Consider the following 26,031-nt stretch of genomic DNA (forward strand, 5'->3'; position numbering starts at 1 on the left):
TAAAAAAAGACTCTATCGACGTCCTCCACGTTGACGACAACAATCAGATGCGGACGCTCTTCCGGATAGCCTCGAACAGGTCGACGGGGCGTTTGGTTACTTCCGTTGGGGATCCAGTTGCAGTCCTCGATAGGCTTGATACCGATATCGAGTGTATAGTCTCGGATTACGAAATGCCGACAATGAACGGCCTGGAGCTTCTCCGGGCAGTGAGTGCCGACCGGCCAGACCTCCCGTTTATTCTTCTGACGGGGAAAGGGTCCGAGGAGGTCGCCAGCGAGGCGATCTCAGCTGGGGCAGACTACTTTCGGAAGTCAGATATCGCACAGCAGTTCCCGGTGTTAGCTCAACGCATCGAGAACGTGGTGGAAGGCGAGCGAGCGGAAATGAGCTATCGCGAACTCTTCGGCTTAGCCGCCGAGGGTTTCGCATTCCATCCCGAGACCGGAGCGTTTATCGACGCTAACCCGGCTTTCCTGGAGATTTTTGGCGTAGAGCGAGCGGAATTGTTGTCGATGGGTTTGAACGATCTCTGGAGTATTCCGCGACAGGACCATCAGGAAACGACGTTGAGCGATCACTTCCAGCGAGCGGCGACTGATGGAATGACCAGCACGGAGGAATGCTGTCAGCGAGCGAGCGGCGAGCGCTTCTGGGTGGAATTCAAGTTCAAACCAATCGAGGTGAAGGGTCGCTCGCTGGTCCTGACGCAGGCCCGCGACATCACTGACCGTAGGCGGTACGAACAAACGCTATCGGCGCTACATACAGCAGTCACTGATATCGTCGCCGCCGATCAATCGCGTCAGGTGACCGGAAGCGTCCTGTCCACGGTCGACAACCTGCTTGCTGCCGATCGAGGGGCAGTGTTCCGCCACGTATCGTCAAAAAATTGGTTGGAGGTCGTGGACGCGATGTCACTTCCGAGCGTTGCTGCGAGGTCCCACTCGATCCGGATCACCCGCTTGCCCGTGCCTTCATCGACGGCCGTCCGATCGAGGTAGATGATGTGTCGACCTTTGGGTCCGCGGCAGGAGACGACACAGGTCACGGACTGACGTTGTTCATGCCGATTGGATCTGCAGGCGTGCTCGCGATCGGGTATGACGACAGGAGATCGGTTGCGCCCCACGATAGCGAGTTCGTGGAGATCCTGGCTAACGCCGCTGCGGCGGCGTTCGAGCGGTTCGAGAGGGAACAGGAGATCAATTCGGGCCAACAAGAGATCAGTCGACAGAGCGAGGAACTCCACCGTCTGGAACGTGTGAATGCAACGCTTCGAGGACTCAACGAGTCCCTGTTACGAGCCGAAACCCGAGACGAGATATTCGAGGCAGTTTGCGACCAGGTGAGCGATATCGAGGGCGTGAAGCTCGCGTGGATCGGCGTTCCGACTGAAGAGAGCGTGCTGGATCGTCGCGCGTGGGCGGGTAATATTCCACAGTATCTCGACAATATTACGTTAGAGCTCGATTCGAGCGAAGAGCCAGCGATAGTCGCCTTCCAGACCGGCCGCTCGGTTCGCGTCGCAAACACGGCGATCGATATCCGTCAACAGCCGTGGAAGCAAACCGCGCTCTCGTACGGTGTCGAATCCGTCGTTGCGATCCCGATCGAGGTAGATGGCGTTACGTCCGGCGTGCTCTCGGTTCTGTCGGCCGATCAGAACGCGTTCAGCGGGCGCTTCGAGAGAATGTTGTCGGCTATCGCATCCTCGGTGGGCGAAACACTTCAGTCCGTCGAGCAGCGTCACGCGCTCCAGTCGGGTGCCACAACTGAACTTGCGTTCGAGATCGATGGCGTTGATCATCTTTTCGGGCGGCTTGCCGCTGACGCCGATTGTGAACTCGACGTGACAGGGGTTATTCCCGAACCGGGTGCCACCTGTCGGGTGTTCGCTGCTGTCGAGGAGGCGTCGCTGAAGAGCGTAACGGAGGTTGCTGCCACGATGAGTGCGGTCCGATCGGCAACTATCGCGACCGACAACGGGCCAGACGGTGTCGTCGAGCTTCATCTCGAAACCCCACTTCTCGGAGCGCAGTTGCGGGAATACCCGGTCAGAATTTCGGAGCTATCTGCATCCCCGAACTCCGTTCAGGTCGGTCTGGAGATCGCACAGACGGATATCCTGCGGGATGTCGCGTCGGATATTCTGGATCGGTATCCGAGCGCACAGTTGGTCTCGAAAGGCACACAGAACGCCGACGGCAGCGATTACGAGCGACTGGTTGCGTTTCGCGAGTCGCTCACGACGCGCCAGCGCGAGGTCGTTCATACCGCGTATCTCAACGGCTATTTCCAGTCCCCGCGTCACTGCACCGGGAAAGAACTCGGGGAGAAACTCGGTATCTCTTCCCAAGCGGTGTACCAGCATCTCCGGGCCGCGGAGCGACAGCTGTTCGACGAGGCGTTCCGCCAGACCCGGACGGTGTCGGCGAACGACGAGTAAACTGTGCTGGCGGGTGATTCAGAGGGGTGGGGGTTTACTATCCAAGCATCTCGACGGCCGGCGCTTGGAACGTCAACGGAGACGCCTGTCCGTCTCCAGCTATAATGGGGTTGTATGCAACGAAGAGCTGTAATCGGAAGCATCGGAGCGATTCTCGGAACAAGCGTCGGTACGGCTGCATACACCAGCGCCAGCGTCACTCGAGATGCGTCTTTCACGGTCGCAACAGACGCTTCTACAGCACTCATCGGCCTCAACGCCGGGACGACCGACGGTATCACTGAAACCGGTGACCTCCTCAAGATCACGCCGGCCGATCTGAATACAGACGGTTCGTTCACTTTCGGCGACTCGACTAGCCTTGATACGGCTCACGCCTTCTCGATCACGAACAACGACGGTAGTGAGCGCAGCTTTACGCTCGGGTACGGAACCGCGGGTGTCACCTTTGATCTCTTCGAGGAGGGCACAAATGGGTGGACAGATGCTGTCTCTCTTGGTACGGTCGACGACACGACAGACGTAACGTGGACGGCCGCTGCCGCTCAGGAGGTCCGCGTTGTCATGACCGTTGACACTACAGGGGTAGCCTTGGGTGCGACAGATCTGGACGGGACACTCACCTTCACGGCGAACTAATTCGACGGTCCAGCGAATGATTCGTCGAGCGCTGGCGTTCGTAGCGGTTGGTGGTCTGCTCCTGCTCTTACTGCCAGGGACGCCGCTCCAGCTCTCGTACGTATACAGCGACAGTATGGAACCGACCATCGGGCAAGGTGACGGCTACGTCGTCGGTCCGACTGGCGACGTCACCTCGGGCGACATCATCGTGTTCGACTCCACAACCCGCGACGAGTACGTTACCCACCGTGTCGTCGCCCTTACCGACGAGGGGTATATTACCAAAGGTGATAACAATCCATCGACTGATCAGGATGCCGGCCATCCTGTCGTGACTGACTCCAGTGTCGTCGGCACAGTCCTCACCATCGGCAACAAGCCGATCGTTATTCCACGGCTTGGAAGCGTCGTCGCCGTGCTGTCGACGTACTGGCCACTCGGCGTGCTCGCGGTGATACTCGCCGGCGGATTCATCGAGCGGAACCCCCGTGCTCGCGATGTCGTTCGCGTCAACGATCTGATGACACCGCTTGTCATCACTGCTGTCCTCGGAAGTGCTCTCGCGCCAGCCTACGGGGCGCCGACCTACGAGATGGCGTTTACTGCGGTCACGACCGACGGTGGAGGCGGTGGCCGCATCATTCCGGTCGGAGAGTCGGTGACTCGGTCCGTCGAGGTGGCAAGCGCCCCACGATTCACCTACCAGTTCGTCGAGGGGGCTGGCGTTACGGTTCTCGATATCGGCGCGAACGGAGGCAGCTCCGACGTTGTCGTCAGGGTCCCCGCCCAGACGAGTACCGGCGCCCTCGAGGGTACGGTGAGTTCCCACTACTATCCGGCCGTCCTGCCCTATGGAATCATGAGCAGCCTTCATACGCTTCACCCAGTCGCGGCGGCGATCGCCTCTGTCGGCACGGTCGTCACACCGCTTTACGGGGTACATTGGCTCGTGGTGGATGGCAAAGCACCGATCGAATTGCGATCCCGGTCACGTACTTCGTGGTGGGAGTTCCGATGAGTAGCGGTCGTTCTCGGGCGCGGTCCCGCCGCGTACTTCCCGCTACCGTGTTACTACTGGTCGTGTTACTACTTGGCGCGACGCTGTTACCTGCGGCCTCGTATTCGACCGCGGATGTCGACCGGGGGCGACCCTCGGCATCACTGACGACCCACAGGCTCTCATCGCGCTCGACACCGCGACAGGCGTCAGAATCGGTCACACGGACCAGCTCGTCGTCGTCACGAACAACCTCCAAAACACCGCCACGATGACGGTGACGCTAAACGACGCGTCGGCCACGAAAGCAGATCTCGTGGTCGACGGTATCTCTGTCGGGGACGAGTATACTGTCGATCTCGACGCGACCGAGAGTGTCGCTGTTGACGTTGCGATACCGGACGACGACACCTACGTCGATGAGAAAATCGTGTTCGATACATCCGCTGACAGCGTCGGTATCGACGCCGTCGCCACGAATCGGAGTGCAACGATCGAGGATACCACTCAATGATGGCCACTGGCGCCGCCAAAGTTCGATATCTCCTTTCAGAGAACGGCCGGATGCTTAGTCAACTCGGCGCTCTCTTGCTGTTAGTCGGCTTTATCGGTGTCGCCGTCACGATGGTGTTCCCGCCGACGATGGCTGTGACTGAGGTGACCGACCGGTCGCTCGTGGAAACAGGGACCACCACGACAGCGACGGTCGAGAACGACCACGCGATGTACCAGGCTGGCGAGGAGCTAACCAATGAACCTGTGTATCTCCGCGGAGTCTCCCCGAGTGTTACGGTGACCGCGACGACACGAGCACCGCCGGATGACGTCGTTGTCGACCAGCAGGTCTCGATCCTGTACACGGCATCCTCGACCGAGGACGGCGTATTTCGACGGCAGAAACACGCGATAACGTCTACATCCGGAACGATAGAAGGGAACGCCGCCACCGTCGATAGTGTGGCAACGGTTCAGAGCGCGGATCTCGCCGACACGCTGCGGGAGATGCGTGCGGAGATCGGGGATGCTGGCAGTGTCAACGCGTATCTCCACGTCGAAACCACTTATTCCAGTGACGATTATGAAGGATCTCTCGAGGATCGGGCCGAACTCACCGTCAGTCCTGACTCCTACCGTGTCCCAGTTCTTTCGGTTAGCAAGGAACACCGAACGACGGCGTCGTACGCCGCCCCAGTTAGCGACAAAGTGTTCCAGACGACGTCTCCGGTGGCTGGCTCCGTCATTGTCCCCCACATGACCCTGGTCTTCCTGGTCCTCTCGGTGATCGGTGGTGTGGTCCTCGGCGCCGCACGATACGGGCGCAGGGAGTTCGATGCTGATCGCGAGCGTGACAGGATCCATCGCCTGCGCTACGACGAGTGGATCTCTGGCGGAGACCTGCCGACAGCGTTCTCCAAGCATCTAGAAGTTATCCCGATGGATTCGCTCGAAGGCCTCGTCGATATCGCTATCGACTCCGAGACACGCGTGATCCACGACTCACAGCAGGGTCGTTATGCCGTTTTCACAGACGCGGCCGTGTTTGTCTTCCGTCCGGATACCACTGCCGGGTTTTTATTCAATAGGGAGGTGCAAGACACCGACAAATAACGGTATCGAGATCTCACTTCAGACTGCCGAGGCTGATGGACTGGATGCAAGCGATGAGCGTGCAGTACTTCAGTTCGGGACCTATGACGATCTCGTCGACAGCCTCACTCCGCTGCGCCTTGATCTCATCCAGGCGATCGCCAAAGAGCGTCCATCCAGCATGCGTGAGGCTACACGACTCGTCGACCGCGACGTCTCCGATATCCATGCAGATCTGAAACAGCTGGACGTGCTGGGTATCCTCGAGCTCAAGGAGGGAGGCCTTGGCGGAACGATCCAGCCAGTTGTCCCCTTCGATAAAATCGAGATGCACATCGATTACCCACTTCTCGACGACGTCGACGTAGACAGTACTCCCGCTAGCGCGGACTAGCCACTTGTTTTCACCCTCTGAAAGGGTGCGAGGGCTATCAGATGGCTCTCAGTGACACGACCAACGAACGGGAGGTGTCCAGAAAGGAAGCCACGGAACCATCCAGAGAGCGACTCGACCGTCAGCACTGCGAGCGATCAACTGCCCATCGATTCAGTACCCACGACTCGGTCCCTGATGAGACGTGGACGGGGCAACCGATCTGGGAGTGCCACGTATGTAGCACAGCTCGTCACGGGCCCGCTCGCGAATAGTGGAAAACGGACTCGTCGATTAACCAATAGAGACGAACGAGACCGCGTTTTGTTGGTTAACACTGCGAACGCCCGCAAGGCCGACGTCAGTCACGGTGGCCTATCCGCGCCGGCGAGCGGTGAGGCGCTTCCAGTGGAGCAACAGTTCCAACAGGGTAAACGGATGCACTGTGTGCTCAGCAATCTCAATCGGCTCGACGTCGACCGGTTGGACGACGCGGATCGAGAACGAGTCGAGATCACGAGAAGCCTCCTGGGAGAGGTGAGCCTTCTCACACGGCCGGATGCCGGAGACGAGACGAACATTCACGCGGACCCCTCACTGGCGTCTCCATCCACGCTCAGGGGAGGCGTTCCAGAGCCGGTACAACATCCCTCGATGAGGGTGTACGGAGCAGTCGACGCACGCTCGGCAGTTCCAGTATCGGAAAGCGATCCGGTGCGCGCGACACGGTCACGCGGGGTGTCCGGCAGCGTATTCTGCTATCATGTGGGTCGGTACCTCTTCACAGACTAACAGAGACCACAACGGTGCAGTCCCTCGATTAGTCCGAGTTAAACGGGATTAAAACCGTGAATCCGAGGGAAGACGACTGAATCCAGATACAGCGTTTGGACGGTTCATACGGGTTGGCGAGAGAGGTGGCGACATAATGAACACCGAACGTATCGCACTGGTCGTGGTCACGCTGGCGCTCCTCGTCGGTGGGGCCGCGACATTGTTCGCACCGACCATTCTTTCCGAGCCGGGTACCGCCCCCGGCCACGCGGAGGCAACGACCACCGCCGTCATGGATGGTGGGCTCGCGTCGTTGTTCGGATTCACGCTCTGGGGCGTGACGCTCCTTTTCGGGGCCACCGCACTCGTTTGGTTCGTCCTCACGACTGTCGTTGGGGCGGGCTACGAGGCGCCGCCGAACGAATACGGCCTTGAGAACATCCAAGTTCAGAATTATGACTGTCGACGCCGCTGAGGTCGTCCAGGAGACCGTCGATTCCCTGCCCGAGGGGCTCGAGGACGTGCACGTGATCGCGGAATCGGCCATCGACGTGACTGGAGCGACAGTCCACGTCGTCCCAGAGGACTTCACGTGTCGTGCAGTCCGGAAGGGCCGCGCACAGGAGTGGGCGCGGCAGGCGCTGGACTGTCAGGAGGAGTTCGTGTTGTATCTCGACGAGGACAGCATCGTCGAGTCACTAGACGGGCTCCCGGATGCAGATATCGTCCAACTCCGCGAGAAACCTCGCCGCACGGGATCGAATCTGAGCTATCTGGCCGATATGTACCGGATGGGCGTCCAGTTCGAACAGCGCGCATTCGCGCGACTCTCGATTCCGCTGTTCGCGTGGGGTGGCGGGATCGCTGTTCGCACCGAGGTCGAAGAGAAGACGACATGGGATCGTGAGACGCTGGTCGAGGACACCGCGTTCGTCTGGGCAGCGTTTCAGGAGTTCGACGTGACGTTCGCACTGGCGGATGCGGTCTGCCGGAACGAGGCGCCGCCATCGCTGTACGAGATCCTGCAGCAGCGTCGCCGCTGGGCGGCTGGCAACGTGCAGGCATCGGCGATGCTCCCGCTGCGGTACGAGGTACTGACGCGGGTGCGGAACTACGCCTGGGCGCTCTCGCCGATCGTCACCCTGCTCGTCGTCCCGCTGTCGCTCCTGAGCGTGACGATCGTCTATAGCGGGTTGTTCTTTGTGGCGTCCATGGGACTGGCGCTGTGTACGCTCGGCTGGTTCCTTCTGGGTGTTATCTACTACGGTGACAACCACCGTCAGTGGATACTGGCACTCCCGCTGGCGCCGGTGATCACCGTTATCCACTCGATGGGGACAATCGCAGGTCTCCTCAACCCACCGGAGACGTTCCGCGTGACGACGAAGGTAGGTAGCAAGTGATCAATTACGTCCAGCAGCTGTCTTGATTTTCAGGCAAGCGACGCATCTGCGGGTTCGGTTGGCGTCGAGTGTGTCGGTATAGCTCCTGATGGGTGAGAGGCGCTGGCCTATCCCGCTCGTGTTCGATAGCGACGGACGAGACAACCGACCGAAAGGGACAACGATACACCAGAAATCGTCCACTGGTCAAACACGACAGCCACAAACGCCTGGTTATCGCTGAGTTGCTGGAGGGGGCGGAACAGACCGACGTACGGCGTCGAAGCCCTCCGCGCGGATTTCAGTTCCCCCGAACCGATCGACGAGTAGTGTTGTTCGTCCCCCGGAAGGGGTGCGGGGCGAACCAGTCGCGGGTTGCCCTGCAAGGTGATTGCTCGATGGGACATCGCGCACTCGTTGCGTACGAACGAACCGACGGACAGTACACGCTTCACTACAGTCACTGAGGTACTGAGAACCTGAAGCTGAAGCACCGAATCTCGGCTGAAACGCCGTTCGGTGGCGAGGACACCGACTCGAAGTGGGTAAAACAGCTCATCGCGGAACTGGCCGATGGCCTCGAGGCAGATGCCGTCGACGGCTACCTCGCCGGCGAAGACCGACCGGCAACTCTCGTCGAGCCGAAGCCCCGCACCACCGGCCTCACGCTGGAGGAGATCATCGCTGACCACCTCGACTACCTCCACCACGAGGCGTTCTACGTGGTGTCGACGACGTTCGAAGTGACTACGTATCGGACGCTGTGGTTCGGCCTCCAGTACGACTCGGAGACAGTCGAACAGGGAGAGACGGTCGGGAACGGCGCGCTTGCGACGGTGCGCTGGTACGACGGCGAGCCGGTCGGCGACGGCCACCTGAAAGGGCAGTTCGCGGCCCTCAAAGACGTCGGCGGCGACATAATCGACAAAGGCGTCTTCACACCGTCGGCGGCGAGGCAGTATCTGAAACGGAAGCTGGCCGAGTGGGTCGCGATCAACAAGAACTGCTCATTCCGACCAGGGAATCGCCGTTCGAAGGGCGATCCGGCTCTATTGAGATCCTCTGCAGTTGATACGAGTCGCGTACAAGATACAGAGGTTCCGTTCACCACCTGGGGGAGGTATCGCAGCAAGAGGCTCCGTGCAAGTCAGTCGAAGCTATCGGTCCGATATTGCAACGAAACCTGCCATCTGACCGCGCATGTTTTCTTTAGTCGAGTATATCGGGATTGTCCTGGTCAAGTGGGTCTTCGAGGTCACCGATGATCGTCTCCAGCAGGTCGGTGACGGTAACCAGCCCGACCACGTCGCCGTCTTCGATGACGAGGGCAATCTCCTGCCGTTCGGCCTGGAACTGATCGATCGCGTCGCTCACGTCGGTATCCGGTGAGAGTGTCATCGTCGGTGCTGCCAATTCAGTAAACGCACCGTTGCCAGCAGACAGTTCCTTACGGCGGTTGAACAGGGCCGGGCTGTAGACGATGCCACGGAACTCGGTGAGGTCCTCACCGATCAGTGGATACCGCGTGTGTGGGTGCTCTTCGAGTTTCCGGAAGTTCGATTCAGGATCATCCTCAGTAGACAGCGCCACGATTTCCTCGGGCGGAATCATGACTTCTCCCACCGACTGCTCGCCGATGGCCAAGGCGTTCATAACCTCCTCACTGCGTTCCTCGGCCAACTCACCCTCGTTGAGCACCGACCCAAGCTCGTTTCGGAGGTCCGCACGGGTTTCGATAACTTCCTCACCGGTTTCGGTCCACGATTGGGTCATCTTGATGCCGAACAGGCCGAGTGTCGCTTTTGCAACCGAGTCACCGACCCAGATGGCCGGAGCGAGTATTTTGGAGAACCAGTACAGTGGTCGCGCTCCATACTGAGCGACCTGTTTGGAGCGCTCAACGCCGAGGTACGTCGGTGTCTGTTCGCCGTGGGTGAGATGAACCAGGTTGATGAGAAGAAATCCGAGGAGCGAACCAGCCCCGATCGATGCGAGGGTCGTGTTCTCGAACAGGGTTCTGAACAGGGCTGCGAGTCCGGGTTCGGCGATGATCCCCAGCGCAATACTGGTCCCAGAAATCCATACCTGACACGTCGTCAGATAAAACTCCAGGTCGTTAGTCATCTCCCAGGCGAGTTCGAGTCCAGGCGTGTTGAACTCCGATTCGGGATACTGCCTGAGACGGGTCAGGGCGAATTCAATTGCAACAAAGTAGGCGTTTACCCCGATAAGGACGATACCACCGAGAATCCGTAGTCCGATCTCGAGCGGTTCCATCATCTATTATACCGACAGTAGACAGAAAATAGTGTTCACATCAGGACAATGACGAAGGCACAAAAGGCACGGTACACAGGCACAACCAAGGCACGAGGTACGCGCCCTGTATTCAGCAAGCCAGCTGGAATATATAACTGATTGAGGAATTCTACAAGAGCAGCGAGCTTGAATCACTCTTGATCCTGCTTGCTTCGTGAGTGCTGCTGTTTTTCAGGGGCCGGAATGGGTGAGCCCTGCCGTAGGCTCGTGATTCGATGACCTCAGACGACCCGTTTCACGACTGCGAGTTGGATCCCGAGGCGATCCTCGGGACACACCTTCGAAGACGTCCTGTTCACCGACGAGACGGAAACCCCGGTGAACGTGCTCACCGGTGAGACACCGGCGCATTCGCGAGCGACCGTGGAGGAGGCAAAGGAGTTCGCTGCGAGTATCGACACGGAGACGCCCCAGATCGCGCTCCCCGCATCCGTCGAGTCGCAGGTCGAAACCCAGAGCAAGCCCTACACGGCGGCCGCATTCTTCCACTTCAAGGCGACTGGCTCGCTCGAACGCCACCGTGCTTACCATGCCGCCTACGAGGCGGACGAATTCGTCGTCGACTTCGAGGCCGACTACGAATCGGGCGACCTGACCATCACTGTCGAACGAGCGGACGAGTCCTGAGAACCCTCCGTCACGAGGGAGTTTTTCGAGCGCCGGCGATGGGTGCCGACGCAGCTGGAGCGAGCAACGATCCCCAGAGCGTCGGCGCTTCGAGGTGTTCGAGATGCATATGGTCATTTACACACTGGTAGAAGTATCGACGCACGACGACGCGCTGGCCACCGGAAAGTCAGTGTTCGACCGCCTGGTCGGGGCGGACCCACACGCCGGCGCCGTCTTCGATTACTACGTGACCTTCGATGAGGAGGACACGTCCGTTGCGGGGAAGGCGCGATGGGGAGAGTTGCCGACTGCAGCCCCTGTCGACTCCGATGACGGCCAGGACCTGCTCGAACGTGGGTGGGAGGCGACGAAGGAAGAGTTCGAGCGCAATCTCGACCGGGTGAAAGAGGCCATCGACGAACTCTCCGACGAGGAGATCATGCGCGACGAAGAGCTCGCCCGGCACGCCTTCCACCAGGTCGGCGCCTACGACGGCCCGACGATCTTCCTGTACACCGAACACGCAACCGGTATTCGCCACCGCGAGCAGCTGGATCGAATCCTCGAGGAAAGCGAGGACCTCTGGATCGTGCCCGCCGACGTCCACTTCTGAACAATGCCCCGAATCACCAACTGGCGACGCGAGTGCCGCTCGCCAACACTCGTGTATCGGAACACCGAGACCGGTGCGCGAGCCGTCCTGCATCGAGCACCGGACTCGTACCGGCACAAGTGGCGTGGGGCAATCCTCGTCGACGGCTACCCGATCTGGTCGCGGGGGTACGAGACGAAGGACGCGAAATCGTTCCGTGACGAGCTCCGGGAGCGGCCAGCGCCTGAACTGAGTTGTCCCGAGTGTCCGAACGATGACGTCCTCGTCGGCGAGAAGTCAGCAGACGGGGCGAGGGTACAGCGCTGGTACGACTGTCCCGACTGGCAGCAGCGTTCACCCGAAGGCGGCTGCAAGCACCTGCGTCGCGCCGATCACGAGATCAAACGGGGGCGCGTTCCCCGACCAGACGGCCGCCTTCCTTCCCCGTAGGGCAGCGATTGAGCTACTCCACGGGATGGACTGTGTCGCCATCTCGACGGACCCGGTCGAACGTTGAGAGATACGCGATCCGGTCCCGAACCTCCTCGTCATCCAGCTCCAGTTCCGCGGCCAGTTCGTCGACGGCCATCGGCTCGTCGAGTGCCTGGAGGACTTCGAGCCCCCGGTAGTACCTATTCGTGAGCTCCTGGACGCGGGCCTCGATCGGCGTGGTCACTCCGTACCGCTCCTCGAGTTCAACCAGAGCCTCGTTCGCGAACGTGGCGAACTGATCGTCCCCCAGGCGTTCGATCTGGGCTTCGAGTTCATCCCGGACGACGTCGTAATCGAGGCCGGCCTGCACGAGCATACTCATGTCCTCGATGTCGTCGTCGCGGCCTGCGATTGCCTTGAACAGGAAGATATCCTCGTTGCTAACCAGCCGGACCGTCAGTCGATCCAGGTTGAGGAACGGCTCACTGCGCTCTTGCATACCGTCGGTGAGCACGAGCTTGTTCGCGACTTGCTGGTTGAAGATGTCGAGGCGACACCCATCGTCGTTCTCGACGCAGCTCGTCGCGCCCAGCGCCCGGTAATCTGGATCCAGCGACTGGACCTCCGCATACCCGAGGTCCATCAGGACGGCCCACAGCTGACCGTACGCGTCGCCATCTGGGACGACAAGGTCGATATCTTTCGTCGCCCCCTTGAGGTCGCGTAGCGACATCGCGCCACCACCGATCAGGTAGACCGTGAGCGGTTCAGATAGCCCGTCTCCGATTCGCTGGAATTCGTTCTCGATGTACTCGCGTCCGAATGTTGGTCTCATTGTGGTAGTGGCACCTCGTAGTCAGCCGCCAACTCCTGGAACTCGTCCCACTCCGGGAGCCGGTCGTCGTCGATCTCGCCGTGCGTCTCGAGGTAGCGGAGCAAGGCGTCGATTTCGTCTTCGAGGCCATACTTCGCCGCCTGCTCTCGGAGATCCTCCTCGTCGACGTCGACGTGGCTGAGCAGGAGGAGACAGTACGAGCGGTGTCGGCTGCCGTCGTCGATCAGCAGCGTGTGACAGCAGAGCTCCGCCGGCGAGACTGCGTCGAGGTCTTCGGAGTAGACGTAGTAGCGGTGGCCGGTGAGCAGGAACTGGAGGTCATAGGCCGCGAATCGAGCAAGGCCGGTTTCGTGGAACGCCTCCGCGTCGATCTCCATCTCGGCCTGGAGGAGGAATTCGTCGTAGTCCTCCCAGAGAATCGTGCCCTTCGGGGCGACGGCTTCGAGGCGTTGGCGATGCAGATGGTGTGCGAGTTCACGGGCGAACGCGTGTAGGCGGTCGAAGTCGGCATTGAACTCGTAGCGGCCGTCGGCCGTCCCGACGAGACCACGGTCACGAAACCGCTTGAGGACACGGTTGACCGTGTTGCGGTAGTTGTCGCTCCGGTCGGCGATCTCGGAGACGGTTCGCGGCTGGTCGAGGTAGTACAGCACCTCGAGTGCCTTGCCGGTCAGCAGCTCGGGGAACTCGATGTGGGAGTACTGGCGGACGAGGTCCTGATAGAGTTCGACGGCGCGAGCATCCGACGGGACGACTCGTTTTCGGCGGCCGTCGCGTTCCGTGTAGACGAGCCCCTTCTCGACGAGGTCGCCGACGGCACGAGAGAGGTAGCTCTCGCTGTGGTCGAGCTTCGTCGCGAGTTCGGAGATCGTGTCGCCGCGGTCGACCGTGGCGAGGACCTCGAGTTCGATGCGCCGGAGCACGGTGTAACACAGTACGAAACTTGTATATAAAGAAGTTTCGAGTAGTGTTACAGACAGAGAGGAATAAGAGCTTGCCCCATCGTCTCGCTCTTATGTAGAATTGCGGAAAACCCCGATAACGAGACAATCAACGATTGACTCGACGGATTCACCCGCTATGTTGAATGAGCGAACGATTCCGAAGGTGTGAGCGGCCTGTTCCAAGCCCTGCTTGGACAGGCCGCGGAACTTCCGCAACCACGGCTGGACAAGCGAAAACAGGCACTCAGCTTGGTTAATATGAACGCTTTCTGGCGATACATACCTCTCTTTGTGGATGACCGTTCGGTGGTCAAAGTCCATCTGTCGGTACGCCTGGAGTCCGTCGGTTCAGACCTCTCCCAGCGGCTGGGAGAGGTCTTTAGCCTCCTGTATCACCGGTTCAAGATCGCTGCTGTAGTCGATCCCAAGTTGGCCGCGAATCACGCGAAGCGAGTCGCGGCACGCCGCGACCAGCGTTATCTGATCACCGTGGCGGCCTCGCCAACGAGATCGACCAGTTTGGGACGAGCCGCCGCGAGAACGGCTGTTCCGCGGCGGCTCTTGGCCTTTGTAGCCCGAATAGACCTCGCCAGATTCGTCGACTTGCGTCGGTCCGTCGATGGTTTGATCGAGGAGGCTCCAGACGACGGGGAAGCCGCGCTGAACCGCGGCTTCCACGTCTCGAATGGCTGTGTAGACGGTTCTATAGGCTCGACCGAGAAACGGCGCGATCTGGTTGATACTGAGCAACGTATCGGCGTACAGCGTGAACGCGAGAAGCACCTCCCAGCAGGCGAGGTGTTTCTCGTGGAACGGCGTTCCGTAGGTGAAAACCGGCTTAAAATTGCAGTTACGGCACCAGATTCGGTCGATACTCTCCCAGGTCACGATGCTCTGGTGGCCGCACCGTGGACAGGACGTATTCTCCCAGAATTCCTTGAGTCGCCGCTCGATGCGGACATCGAGCGGCTCCGTGTCGATCTCGACAACGCCCAGCTCGATCAGCTCTCGAAACATCGCTCCGAACGCTGGCTGAGTAGAAGACATATTGCCAGATTAGCGCCGACTCAGTGTAACAATACGGTCTTTCCGCAGCTTTGCATAAGAGCGAGTCCTTCAGCGCCCGCCCGAGGTGGAGGCGTATCCTGATTTTCGTCCGAAACCAACCCTGATATCGAGCAAATCAGTAAGGAATTTCGCTGAGTATCCGCCACACTACACCCCGTGTGCAAAATGAAAAAGCAGAATATTTTGTCTTTTTAATTGATCAACTCGATTTTTCGAGTATTGCGATTACGATGACGATTAACCATACGTAAACTATCTTGAGCAGGTTCCGAGACATTTGATCTGGCACGCGGTGAATTCGCATATCAATCCAAGATCTGGTTAGCATATGTTACTACAACTATGGTATTACTAACAGGAAATCCCGGTTTGCGAGATAAATATATTATGGCTTATAGGAATATACACCCCCCGTGTGCGATATGAAATACCAGATCATCACTCGGACAGGCTATCTTTCTTCGAGGAGGGAATCCGGGCCACTCACTCAAGTATGACTAATAGGTCTTTCAAACCCTTGATCGGTGATAGGTTCCAATGGTCATGCTGAATACAAAGCGTATATCGGTCAACCGTTATCTCCTCCGTGCGTCAACTGGTGGTGAAATACCTTTGTGTACCAAGCAGTAACGTGATATCAGTGGTCTACGTTACTGACTGACATGGACGTGATTATGAACCAAGTCACAGGAACAGTCCACAAACATGAGGGCGGTAAGTCGGATTGTCAGACTCTTTGTGGAATCCACTATCATCTATCGCATGATAATCTTCACCCCACCACAACCGACCAGTCAAATACCGTCACGAGCGCCAGTAAATGCGGGCGGTGCTTCGATGGTGGAGGCGGGTACTGAAACGTCCATCCGCAAAAGTTAGCAGTAACCGCAGAACAGACTCCACAGTGAATATATGCTCTACATCTTGTACACGAATTCTGACAGATAATCAGAACGTTTCGTTGCATCGCCGGAGGGGAACTACTAGCAGATCTCAGTTCCCGTGACCGCACATTTTTAGAGGGACTCTTTCGGAAAGCGGTATTCATCAGCGTTCTCTTCCCGACTTCGATAGCGAGAGTGGCGTTTGGGATTGGCCCTCTGCTGAACGAAAGCAACGGCATTGCGTTCAATCGACGATCTACCCCCGCTGTACTGTGATTCTGGAGAAAATATTCGTTATGGGCGCTGCAGGCTCGCGTTCGACGATCGAAGGGATCGACCTTTCTGGCGTGAGGTGGCCGAAATCGGCCATTTGAGAGTCGGGTGATCTGTCTGGTTTTGAATATGTCTTGGAGCCTGTGCTGACTACAGCGCGCATATCTCACACAGAATCCTGCACAGATTCCGATCCCTCGGATCGGTCGGTACAGGTGATTCAAGTATCGGTAAGGATAAAATCGCAGGGGAGACCGGTATCTATCTGCTTGGAAAGACAAGAAATTTGATGTTCCTTTAAAATGGTATATGTATGAGTCGGTTTATTGACCACGCAGCATCATCCGGTATATCTGATCATGTCGGCAGGATATGACGCATTTCCGGCAGGTTACATCCGCTTCGACAAAGTCAGGCGGTCAGTACCAGAGCCGACCAAGATACAGGTATCCGATGACGTTGCTCTCGAAACGCTCCATATACCAGGGGCCGATGAGGCGCTTGTTTTCATTCATGGAGGCCTTGGTTCGTTATGGAATCCGTATCCACAGTTGCATGCGTTTGCTGGAGAACGGGACCTCGTGACGTACTCGTTGGCGGGCAATGGCAACTCAACGACCCGACCAACGCAATCTATTAACGGTCACGTGGCCGATCTCCAAGCCCTACTCAAAGAACTCGATATTGATCGGCCAATTCTCCACGGTCACAGCTACGGTACAGCGGTCGCTATCGAGTACGCGAAGCAGCACCCGACAAGCGCACTCGTTCTCCATGCGGGCGGTGATCACGACCTCACACCAGCGTGGGAAAAGCCCTTCTTACGGCTCTTTCTTGCCCTCAGTCTGTACAGGTTACCGTCAAACAAGACCTTGATGCGTCGATTGGCTCACAGCGTCGGTGCACACGAAGAGACCTCCAGGGGTGTCATCGAAGACTTCCTTCAATCGAACCCGATGCCGCACCGCCGTTCGGCGTGGACAACGGTCACGGAGGGGTTTTGGGGGTATGACGGGCGTGATGATATGAGCCTCATCGACTGTCCAGCGCTGGTCATCTATGGACCTGCTGATGGGATCGTCCCTCTTGACGTGGCACGAAGTACTGCCAGCCGGATTTCGCAAGGTGTATTCTGCCAGTTAGAGCGAACCGGTCACATCGGAATGATCGAACGGCCCGCGATATACAACAGTTTGCTTCGGGCGGTCAGTACAACCGTCAAAACAGATCAACCATTAGTAGAATCGATGACGGAGGTACGGGATGCAGAAATTTCAAACGAGTAGTGAACAGAATCGTCGTTATCACTCCACAATTCGATTCCACTAAGATCAATATCTAAGACACTGCTGTAAGAGTGTTGGCTGCGGTAGTTGCCGGTCTCACTTTGGCACCTTCGTTCTCCCAGATCGCTATCGGTCGGAACACCACCCGCTGAGAGAGCAGTCGTATCCCACTATAAGGATCTGATTGGGCATCGATTCAGTCGTTACTTTCCGTAGCTGTCTATTTTATACTGCGACAACCATTGCGATCATCATACCTGTTGACTGGCACCAAGTGGATCTTGGGGCAAGCTGAAGTACACAGTATCGAAATTTCTAGCAAGTCGGCAGGGAGAGTTGATGATGTCTCAGGATACACCGCGGTACGACGCGTTTACGAATCGGGCACGTAGCTACGGGGTTGAGATCACCGAGTGTCCTCCGGACGACGTCGCGGCAGCGGTCGATGAGCGGATCGAGGGGCCGGCCATCGGCACACCATTGCCGTGGCCAGACGTCGAGTTGCCGGAGCAAGTAACAACTGCGCCCACGCCAGCGGATCTGGAGAATGCAGCCACTGGTGTTACGGCAGCTTCGCTGGCGATCGCCGAGTACGGGAGTCTCGTTCTCAGGATGGACGAACTCGGGAGCGAGCCGGTAAGTCTGTTCAACGACCGGCACGTTGTCGTCCTTCGGAAGCAAGACATCGTTCCGGATATGGCAGCAGCCTTCGAGTGGCTCGGCGACGAACTCCGGGAAACACGCGGTTCGGCGATTCTCGCAACCGGTCCTTCAGCAACTGCGGACATGGGCGCGCTGGTGCAGGGTGCGCACGGTCCGAAAGAAGTGGAGGTGATCGTTGTTTCATGAGCTCACAGCGAGAGTCGAAAGCAGCCCATATTCGACACATCCTGGAGACGGAGGGCGAGGCAGTCGCCGCTAACACGAGAGGATTTAACGCGGGACGATACGAATCTGTTGCCGATCTCGAGTCGTACGAGCAGCTTCGCGCGGAAGCGAGGGCGATCAAGGAAGACGCCATCGAACGGCTACCTGCTCTTCTCGACGAACTCACTGAAACGGTCGAGGAGAACGGTGGAACCGTCTATATCGCTGATGATGCCGCCGATGCCAACGAGTACATTTCGGACGTCTGTTCGCAAGCGGAGGCCGACCGCCTCGTCAAAAGCAAGTCGATGACGAGCGAGGAGATCACGGTCAACGAGCACCTCGAACGTGAGGGCGTCGACGTCGTCGAGACCGACCTCGGCGAGTGGGTCCTTCAGGTCGCTGACGAGGCTCCAAGCCATATCGTCGCTCCCGCGATCCACAAGTCTCGTGAGGATATTGCGACCCTCTTTAACAAGCAGTTCGAGCCTGCCGACGAACTCGAAACGGCCGAGGAACTGACGATGTTTGCCCGGGAGAAGCTGGGTGAACAGATCCGGGGCGCCGATGTCGGAATGACTGGTGCGAACTTTCTCACGGCGGATTCCGGGACCATGGCGCTGGTAACGAGCGAGGGCAACGCCCGCAAGACTGTGACCGTTCCGGACACGCAGATCACTGTCGCTGGCGTCGAAAAGATCGTCCCGAGCATCGAGGACCTGCAGCCCTTTATCGAACTGATCGGCCGCTCCGGGACGGGACAGGACATCACGAGTTATATCTCGTTGCTCACGCCCCCGATCAACTCTCCACCGGTCGATTTCGACGATCGAGAGACACCGATCGGCGGCGATGGCGAGGGCCGTGAGTTCCATCTCGTCCTCATCGACAACGGGCGGTTGGCGATGCGAGAGGACGAAGATCTCCGGGAGACACTGTACTGTATCCGGTGTTCGGCCTGCTCGAACACCTGTGCGAACTTCCAGTCCGTTGGTGGCCATGTGTTTGGTGGTGAGACGTACTCCGGCGGAATCGCCACGGGGTGGGAAGCTGGCGTACATGGTACCGACACCGCAGCGGAATTCAACGATCTCTGCACGGGCTGTTCGCGCTGTGTCGAGGCCTGCCCGGTCAATATCGATATCCCGTGGATCAATACCGTCGTCCGGGATCGAATCAACACCGAGACCGACACCAGCGCCGAGTTTCTGGTCGATGGATTGACGCCTGATACCGAGAGTTCTGGGCCGGGACTCCAGAAACGCCTGTTCGGCAACTTCGAGACGCTTGCCAAACTCGGTAGCGCGTTCGCACCCCTCTCGAACTGGGCTGCAAATTCTCTGCCGGCTTCGTACCTCCTTGAACGCGTCGCAGGCGTCGACCGGAGGCGGGACCTCCCCGCGTTCCGCCGGACGACATTTGTCGAGTGGTTCGAAAGCCGTGACGATATTCCACCGAGTGATCCGGACTGGACAGTCGTGCTCTATCCCGACCTGTACACGAACTACATGCTAGCCGAGCGCGGAAAGGCGGCTGTCAGAGCGCTGGAAGCACTTGGTGCTGAGGTCGTCGTCCCGCCGGTACCAGGGGCTGGGCGGGCACCACTCTCGCAGGGAATGATCGATACGGCCCGGACGAAAGCAGAACGCGTCGTCGAGCAGCTTGGCCCATACGTCAAGCAGGGAGACGACGTGGTCGTAATTGAGCCGAGTGACCTGGCGATGTTCCGTAACGATTACGCCAGGCTCCTTCCGGAAGAGCAGCACGAACCGCTCGCGGCGAACAGCTACGAGATTCTCGAATACATCTACGGGCTCCTCGAAAACGGTGCCAATCCCGACGAGCTGACTGTCGCTGCCGACGGGGAAACGGTTGCCTATCACGCCCACTGCCAACAGCGTACGATGGGACTCGACGAGTATGGCCTCTCCGTCCTAGACCGACTGGAGTACGAGGTGACAACAAGCGATGTCGAGTGCTGTGGAATGGCTGGATCGTTCGGCTACAAGCAGCAGTACTACGAGCTTTCGATCGACGTCGGCTCGAATCTGGAGACACAGCTCGACGAGGCGGACTGTGAACATACCCTTGCAAGCGGCATGTCTTGTACGGACCAGATTGGAGACCTCGTGGGCGACGAGCCGATGCATGTCGTCGAGCTCATCGCTCCTGATTGAGCTGCTCTTCGCTCGGTCGCTTCATTAGCAAGCTCGCTCTTGAGGAACATCACAACCTCGAAGGATGGAAATGATGCGTGGCTTCAAAGCGCAATATTGTTCGTGAATTGAATTATAGAAGGTACAGGAGAAAACCCACGGCTTTAGCCGTGGGATGAATCCGACAACACGGAACCAATCCACGTTTCGATACCTGTCCGAGAGTTCCAATCCATACTTTCAACTGACAGGCACTCCGATTCAAGAATAGGACTCAGGCGAGAAGAGAGTGATTCTGCCTTGTCCTCCGATGGCGGCTTCGCCGCCCCAAGCAACCAAGCAGTAATCGAAACCAGTTGATGACCGCCCGATTCTCACAGAGTCGGCGTGGAGTTGACTGTTGCACGCACCAGGAAAGTAACTCCGAGTCCGTCGAAGCCTGTCGGACTCTCCGAGGCAAAAACAACTCTGGGAGTCCGAACATGACAGAGGATAGGAGTACCGGGGGCTTGGCACTCCCAGCAGTCTCACTCGTCACAGTCCGTGAACTCTACACGGATTCTGACCGTGTCAGGGTTCGGTGGGACTGCAAACCTGAAATCTCTAACACTCAGGATTCCTCCGCGTTCACGCGGAGGAGGATGTCAATCCGTCCGGGGCCTGATACTGCGCGGTGCGATCAGGGCAAGCGGACTCGAAAGAGAACGGCGGGGTGGTCGTCCGCGAACGTTCTGGGTGCTCTCAAGCGTGGGCAGTGTATCCAGCGTCTTCGACGGCTTGTACAAGGGCCATGACGTCGGCGTCACCATTGACTCTCGCCTGTTCGGCCTCACGATCGGCGGTGGCGTCAGTCACGCCAGATACGTCTTGAAGGGTCTCTTTAACGGTCTGTTCACAGTGTTCGCACGTCATCCCCTCGACGGTGATCGTTTGACTCATTCCGGTGAAAAATACGGACGGCTCCTCTTTGTCATTTGCTGCTTCGATACTGTTGTTCGAACGGTTATGAAACGACGTATTCCAAAGTATCTTCAGGGAAATAGTATTGTATCCTGCGTCCTTTTGGGCCAGTATGCGGGACTTGGATGAAACCGACATGGAGATTCTCTCGCTGTTAGCCGAGAACGCCCGTCGCCCGTTCAGCGCGATCGGCGAGGAAGTTGGCCTCTCGGGGCCAGCCGTCTCAGATCGCGTTACACGGCTCCAAGAGACCGGAGTCATCAACAACTTCACTATCGATGTCGACCGTACTAAACTCAGAGCTGGTGTACCGGTACTCGTTCAACTGGATCTCCCGTCTGAGTCGTTCGACGCGGTACGCGAGCGGGTCAGAAACGACGACGCCGTCGAACACGTGTTCATTACGTCGGAGGGCGACCTCTGGTTCTATGGACGTGCAGAAGCACAGAACGTCCGAGCATGGGTGAACACGCTTCTCGATGGCGCTAACTCGGTTGATTACACAGTCACGTTAGTCGACGAAGTCGAGTGGACACCGTCGATTGACGGCGTCGAGTTCGCACTCACGTGTGCCGAGTGCAGTAATACTGTGGATTCTGAGGGGGAGACGAGTCGTATTGATGGAGAGCTCTATCATTTCTGTTGTCAATCGTGTCAGAGTCGATTCTGAAGATCGACACCAGCGTCTCGAAGAGGGCATATAGCGCTGACTTCGGTTTGGAACCGAAAGTAAACGCCGTCGATTACCCTCACTATCCAAGTGAGAACTCACCTAACGGGGTAGCTCCTACAGTATGATATGGAAACACGCACAGCACAACTGGACATCACAGGAATGACCTGTGCCAACTGCTCGGGGACAGTTGGGGACGCCCTGGAGTCACTCGACGGCGTCATCGAGGCGAACGCCAATTTCGCCACGGACGAGGGCTCCGTCGAGTACAACCCTGACGAGGTATCGCTCGCAGAGATCTACGGGGCGATCGAGGACGCCGGCTACGGTGCGGTGTCTGACACGGTGACCATCGGCATCTCCGATATGACCTGTGCCAACTGTGTGCAGACGAACGAGACCGCGCTCGAGAACACGCCGGGTGTTATCGCGGCCGAGGCGAACTTCGCCACCGACGAAGCGCAGGTCAGGTACAACCCCGCGGACACCTCACTCGACGCGCTCTACGACGCTATCGAGGACGCTGGTTACTCGCCGGTTCGTGAAGACAGCAACAGCGGTGAATCGGGTAAAGACGCTCGGGACGCTGCACGACAGGGTGAGATCTGAAAACAGCTTCGACTGACGCTGTTCGGAGCCGCGCTCTCGGCCCCGATGCTGTTTTTCCTCGCAGAGAAGTTCCTGCTCGGCGGGGGAATTCTCCCGGAGACGGTCCTCGGCGTCGAATTCGGATGGGTCGAGTTCCTGCTGGCGACACCAGTTCAGGCCGTGCTCGGCTGGCCGTTCTACAAGAACTCGTACAACGCGCTGATCAACAACAGGCGCGCCAACATGGACGTTCTCATCGCACTGGGTTCGTCCACTGCGTATTTCTACTCAATCGCAGTACTCGCGGAATTGATCGCGGGGGCTGTACTTCGACACTGCCGCGTTGATCCTCGTGTTCATCACCCTCGGGAACTACCTCGAAGCCCGCTCGAAAGGGCAGGCAGGTGACGCCCTTCGAAAGCTCCTCGAAATGGAGGCCGAGACGGCCACCCTCGTCGACGAGGACGGTACCGAAGTGGAAGTGCCACTCGAAGAGGTCACCGTCGGCGACCGTATGAAGGTCCGGCCCGGCGAGCAGATTCCGACCGACGGCGTCGTCATCGACGGGCAGAGCGCCGTCGACGAGTCGATGGTCACCGGCGAGTCGGTTCCCGTCGAGAAAGGCGAGGGTGACGAGGTCGTCGGGTCCACTATCAACGAGAACGGTGTGCTCGTCGTTGAGGCGACGAAGGTCGGTGCGGACACGGCGCTCCAGCAGATCGTCCAGACGGTCAAGGAAGCCCAGTCGCGCCAACCCGACATCCAGAATCTGGCGGACCGCATCTCGGCGTACTTCGTCCCAGCGGTCATCGCGAACGCGTTGCTGTGGGGCACTGTGTGGTTCCTCTTCCCCGCGACTTTCGCGGGCTTCGTTGAGGCACTCCCGCTATGGGGACTCGTCGCAGGTGGCCCCGTCGCCGCTGGAGGCGTCTCAGTCTTCGAGTTCGCGCTCATCGTCTTCGCATCGTCCGTGTTGATCGCCTGTCCCTGTGCGCTGGGGTTAGCGACGCCTGCTGCAACGATGGTTGGGACAACGATCGGTGCCCAGAACGGCGTCCTGTTCAAAGGCGGGGACATTCTTGAACGCGCGAAAGACGTCGACACGGTCGTCTTTGACAAGACCGGGACGCTCACAAAAGGTGAAATGGAGCTAACGGACGTCGTGGTCTTCGACGGTGACGGCCAACCTGTCGCTGACGGTGGAGAGCCGGCAGCCGACGGCGGAGCGCTAACTGCACGCGATCGTCTCAGTGAGGACGACGTCCTCCGATTCGCAGCGACGGCCGAAAGTGGAAGCGAGCATCCGCTTGCGCGGGCCATTGTCGATGGAGCTGAAGCCCGTGGTATCGACGTGACCGACCCGGACGCCTTCGAGAACGTCCCCGGCCACGGCATCAAAGCGACGGTCGGTGACAATGAGGTGCTGGTCGGCAACCGCAAGCTGCTGCGCGACAACGGGATCGACCCCTCGCCCGCTCAGGAGACAATGGAGCGCCTCGAGAACGAGGGGAAGACGGCAATGCTCGTCGCGTTGCGCGGTTCGGAGCGAAGCGGCGACCGCGATGCGAGCGGCGAACAGCCGCGAGCGGAGGGCAAACTCATCGGTGTGGTCGCTGACGCCGACACGATCAAAGAAAGTGCAACCGAGGCCGTGAGCCAACTGCAGGAGCGCGGCATCGACGTGATGATGATCACCGGCGACAACGAGCGGACCGCCCTCTCCGTCGCCGAGCAGGTCGGGATCGACCCCGAAAATGTCCACGCGGAGGTGCTCCCCGAGGACAAATCCGATGCCGTCGAGGCCATTCAGGACGAAGGTCGCAAGGCGATGATGGTGGGCGACGGCGTCAACGACGCGCCCGCGCTCGCGGTGGCCCACGTCGGGACGGCCATCGGGAGCGGGACGGACGTCGCTATCGAAGCGGCGGACGTGACGCTGATGCGCGACGATCCACTCGACGTGGTGAAGGCTATCCGTATCTCGGACGCGACGCTCCAGAAGATCAAGCAGAACCTCGTGTGGGCGCTTGGGTACAACACGGCGATGATCCCGTTGGCTTCACTCGGGCTGCTCCAGCCCGTGCTCGCCGCCGGCGCGATGGCCTTCTCAAGTGTATCGGTGTTGTCGAACAGTCTACTGTTCCGCCGGTACACTCCGGATCACGATTACGAGCTCCTCGGTCGACTCCGCTAATCAGCTGGTTTCACCAGCAGCATTCTTCGTCGTGTCCGGAAAAAACGACTCTCTGGAGAGAGACGGCTACTCCTGAGTGACAATTCCACGAAGAACCGGATAGTACGCTGTCCCAGTCCAGACCCCTACATGTGGATGACCGATGTACTGGAATCGGCCGTGGAGGTCGGCGTACGTCCCAGCGACCTCTTCGGCCTGGTGAAATGTCGCATCCTCTCGGGGATGGTTATCGGGCGTGTTGTACTCAAGTCCGTAGTGTTCCTCGGGGTTCGACGCCGTCCAATGGACTGGGTCGGTTACGTACTCCCATACCTCCTCGGACGATGCGTCGATGATGATTTCGGCTTTGTCGGTGACGTACCTGGATTGACACCTAATCTATGATACGAAGGCGTTGTAAAGCCACGCGAAGGCATACATCAAGACGAAGCTGATCACCGCTGCCTCGACCATGCCCGCCACAGTCCCGACGATGGTCGGTTCGAAGAACAGGTGCCACTGCTCCATCGCTTCGACTGCGCCCTCATAGACGCCGATCGCTCCGAACACACCCAGCAGGAGCATCGCGGTGGCAGAGACGACTGCTGCTGCGCCCGCCAGTGCCAACGAATCGAGATGCATCACGTTGGTCGTGGAGTCCATTTCGTACGCATCTTGGTTTGTGGTAGTAGTGCTCATGACTACAGATACGCTCTACTCCTTCAATCGGGTTTCTCTTACAATTCGAAAGGGAGCGATTCCTTGGTAACACGGAGGAAAAATATCGTGGGGGAACCAGCGGTCCAACACCCAGATCTGTATGGCCGGTCCGTCGGAAGACCAAGGAGCCACCACCGACTGGAATCAGTGACACGCAAAAACTGATGAGCGCGAACGCAGTCCTCGAACGCTTGACCACCTCTGATAGCATGAGTCACCTTTGAATGCAAGATTTACTCCGCCCACTGCCCCGGTTTCTTAAGAACAAATAACAAAAAAGATGGCTGCGATCGTCTAAATATGCAAGCCGCCCTCGTCGACGGAATCCTCGAGTCGTTGCGGATCGGCGTCGGTTTCCTCTGGACTGCGGCGTGGGCGATCATCATGGGGCTCGTCATCACGAGTCTCGTTCAGGTTTTCAAAATCGTCGTGTTCGCGCTCTCTGGCTTTCTCCTATACGTCTACCGTC

Annotated in this window: 16 protein-coding genes and 8 pseudogenes; 18 read left to right on the plus strand and 6 right to left on the minus strand. The window is 58.6% G+C overall.

Annotated elements, in window-relative coordinates; translation table 11 throughout:
• From ACFQH2_RS17110 to ACFQH2_RS17155, 10 genes and pseudogenes are all read left to right on the plus strand, one after another.
• The coding region (locus tag ACFQH2_RS17110; RefSeq protein WP_377077036.1) for a PAS domain S-box protein at positions 1–1,004 on the plus strand (1,004 nt) is incomplete at its 5' end.
• 5 nt (positions 1,005–1,009) lie between these two features.
• The gene (locus tag ACFQH2_RS17115; RefSeq protein ID WP_377077037.1) at positions 1,010–2,449 is read left to right on the plus strand and encodes a bacterio-opsin activator domain-containing protein; all 1,440 of its coding nucleotides are present in this window, start codon (positions 1,010–1,012) and stop codon (positions 2,447–2,449) included.
• A gap of 114 nt (positions 2,450–2,563) precedes the next feature.
• Complete coding sequence (locus tag ACFQH2_RS17120; protein WP_377050254.1) at positions 2,564–3,088, plus strand: hypothetical protein; 525 nt, start codon at positions 2,564–2,566, stop codon at positions 3,086–3,088.
• A 16-nt stretch (positions 3,089–3,104) separates the two neighbouring features.
• Complete coding sequence (locus tag ACFQH2_RS17125) at positions 3,105–4,088, plus strand: signal peptidase I (RefSeq protein WP_377077038.1); 984 nt, start codon at positions 3,105–3,107, stop codon at positions 4,086–4,088.
• A 250-nt stretch (positions 4,089–4,338) separates the two neighbouring features.
• The gene (locus tag ACFQH2_RS17130) at positions 4,339–4,581 is read left to right on the plus strand and encodes a hypothetical protein (RefSeq protein ID WP_377077039.1); all 243 of its coding nucleotides are present in this window, start codon (positions 4,339–4,341) and stop codon (positions 4,579–4,581) included.
• Positions 4,578–5,675, plus strand: coding sequence for a DUF5305 family protein (locus tag ACFQH2_RS17135; RefSeq protein ID WP_377050259.1), 1,098 nt, complete (start codon positions 4,578–4,580; stop codon positions 5,673–5,675). Before ACFQH2_RS17130 ends, ACFQH2_RS17135 begins: the two co-directional genes overlap by 4 nt.
• Before the next feature lie 4 nt (positions 5,676–5,679).
• Complete coding sequence (locus ACFQH2_RS17140) at positions 5,680–6,048, plus strand: transcriptional regulator (protein WP_377050831.1); 369 nt, start codon at positions 5,680–5,682, stop codon at positions 6,046–6,048.
• A 387-nt stretch (positions 6,049–6,435) separates the two neighbouring features.
• Positions 6,436–6,618: pseudogene (locus ACFQH2_RS17145) on the plus strand (hypothetical protein); the annotation flags it as partial.
• 337 nt (positions 6,619–6,955) lie between these two features.
• Positions 6,956–8,204: pseudogene (locus ACFQH2_RS17150) on the plus strand (glycosyltransferase).
• Between the two features lie 377 nt (positions 8,205–8,581).
• Positions 8,582–9,255: pseudogene (locus ACFQH2_RS17155) on the plus strand (DUF6735 family protein).
• 137 nt (positions 9,256–9,392) lie between these two features.
• On the opposite strand, the gene ACFQH2_RS17160 reads toward ACFQH2_RS17155, so the two are convergent.
• Complete coding sequence (locus tag ACFQH2_RS17160; protein WP_377050833.1) at positions 9,393–10,460, minus strand: CNNM domain-containing protein; 1,068 nt, start codon at positions 10,458–10,460, stop codon at positions 9,393–9,395.
• 257 nt (positions 10,461–10,717) lie between these two features.
• Between ACFQH2_RS17160 and ACFQH2_RS17165 the strand changes: the two are divergent.
• From ACFQH2_RS17165 to ACFQH2_RS17175, 3 genes and pseudogenes are all read left to right on the plus strand, one after another.
• Positions 10,718–11,129, plus strand: a pseudogene (locus tag ACFQH2_RS17165) (hypothetical protein).
• 103 nt (positions 11,130–11,232) lie between these two features.
• Entirely contained in the window at positions 11,233–11,724 is a 492-nt protein-coding gene (locus ACFQH2_RS17170; RefSeq protein ID WP_377050263.1) for a hypothetical protein, read from the plus strand.
• Positions 11,725–11,727: 3 nt separating this feature from the next.
• A pseudogene (locus tag ACFQH2_RS17175) lies at positions 11,728–12,063 on the plus strand (hypothetical protein); the annotation flags it as partial.
• A gap of 103 nt (positions 12,064–12,166) precedes the next feature.
• On the opposite strand, the gene ACFQH2_RS17180 reads toward ACFQH2_RS17175, so the two are convergent.
• The 3 genes and pseudogenes from ACFQH2_RS17180 to ACFQH2_RS17190 all read right to left on the minus strand — a co-directional run bounded on the left by ACFQH2_RS17180 (position 12,167) and on the right by ACFQH2_RS17190 (position 14,961).
• Complete coding sequence (locus ACFQH2_RS17180) at positions 12,167–12,970, minus strand: DUF6036 family nucleotidyltransferase (RefSeq protein ID WP_377050265.1); 804 nt, start codon at positions 12,968–12,970, stop codon at positions 12,167–12,169.
• On the minus strand, positions 12,967–13,893 hold the full coding sequence (locus ACFQH2_RS17185; protein WP_377050267.1) for a helix-turn-helix transcriptional regulator: 927 nt from the start codon (positions 13,891–13,893) through the stop codon (positions 12,967–12,969). Before ACFQH2_RS17185 ends, ACFQH2_RS17180 begins: the two co-directional genes overlap by 4 nt.
• Before the next feature lie 90 nt (positions 13,894–13,983).
• Positions 13,984–14,961, minus strand: a pseudogene (locus ACFQH2_RS17190) (IS1595 family transposase).
• Positions 14,962–16,465: 1,504 nt separating this feature from the next.
• Here ACFQH2_RS17190 and ACFQH2_RS17195 point away from each other — a divergent pair.
• From ACFQH2_RS17195 to ACFQH2_RS17205, 3 genes are all read left to right on the plus strand, one after another.
• Positions 16,466–17,425: an alpha/beta fold hydrolase gene (locus ACFQH2_RS17195; protein WP_377050269.1), complete on the plus strand. Its 960-nt coding sequence runs from the start codon at positions 16,466–16,468 to the stop codon at positions 17,423–17,425.
• 339 nt (positions 17,426–17,764) lie between these two features.
• Positions 17,765–18,274, plus strand: a complete 510-nt coding sequence (locus tag ACFQH2_RS17200) for a LutC/YkgG family protein (protein ID WP_377050271.1) — start codon at positions 17,765–17,767, stop codon at positions 18,272–18,274.
• Positions 18,271–20,469: an LUD domain-containing protein gene (locus ACFQH2_RS17205; RefSeq protein WP_377050273.1), complete on the plus strand. Its 2,199-nt coding sequence runs from the start codon at positions 18,271–18,273 to the stop codon at positions 20,467–20,469. The genes ACFQH2_RS17200 and ACFQH2_RS17205 overlap by 4 nt, the downstream gene beginning before the upstream one ends.
• 720 nt (positions 20,470–21,189) lie before the next feature.
• On the opposite strand, the gene ACFQH2_RS17210 is transcribed toward ACFQH2_RS17205, so the two are convergent.
• The gene (locus ACFQH2_RS17210) at positions 21,190–21,387 is read right to left on the minus strand and encodes a heavy-metal-associated domain-containing protein (protein ID WP_377050835.1); all 198 of its coding nucleotides are present in this window, start codon (positions 21,385–21,387) and stop codon (positions 21,190–21,192) included.
• Positions 21,388–21,520: 133 nt separating this feature from the next.
• Between ACFQH2_RS17210 and ACFQH2_RS17215 the strand changes: the two are divergent.
• Together ACFQH2_RS17215 and ACFQH2_RS17220 are read left to right on the plus strand one after the other, a co-directional pair.
• A pseudogene (locus ACFQH2_RS17215) lies at positions 21,521–22,112 on the plus strand (AsnC family transcriptional regulator).
• 95 nt (positions 22,113–22,207) lie between these two features.
• Positions 22,208–24,863, plus strand: a pseudogene (locus ACFQH2_RS17220) (heavy metal translocating P-type ATPase).
• 378 nt (positions 24,864–25,241) lie between these two features.
• Here ACFQH2_RS17220 and ACFQH2_RS17225 read toward each other — a convergent pair.
• Positions 25,242–25,541: a hypothetical protein gene (locus tag ACFQH2_RS17225; protein ID WP_377050277.1), complete on the minus strand. Its 300-nt coding sequence runs from the start codon at positions 25,539–25,541 to the stop codon at positions 25,242–25,244.
• Positions 25,542–26,031: the final 490 nt, after the last annotated feature.

It is taken from the genome of Natronoarchaeum sp. GCM10025703 (assembly GCF_042661985.1).
Lineage (GTDB): Archaea > Halobacteriota > Halobacteria > Halobacteriales > Natronoarchaeaceae > Natranaeroarchaeum.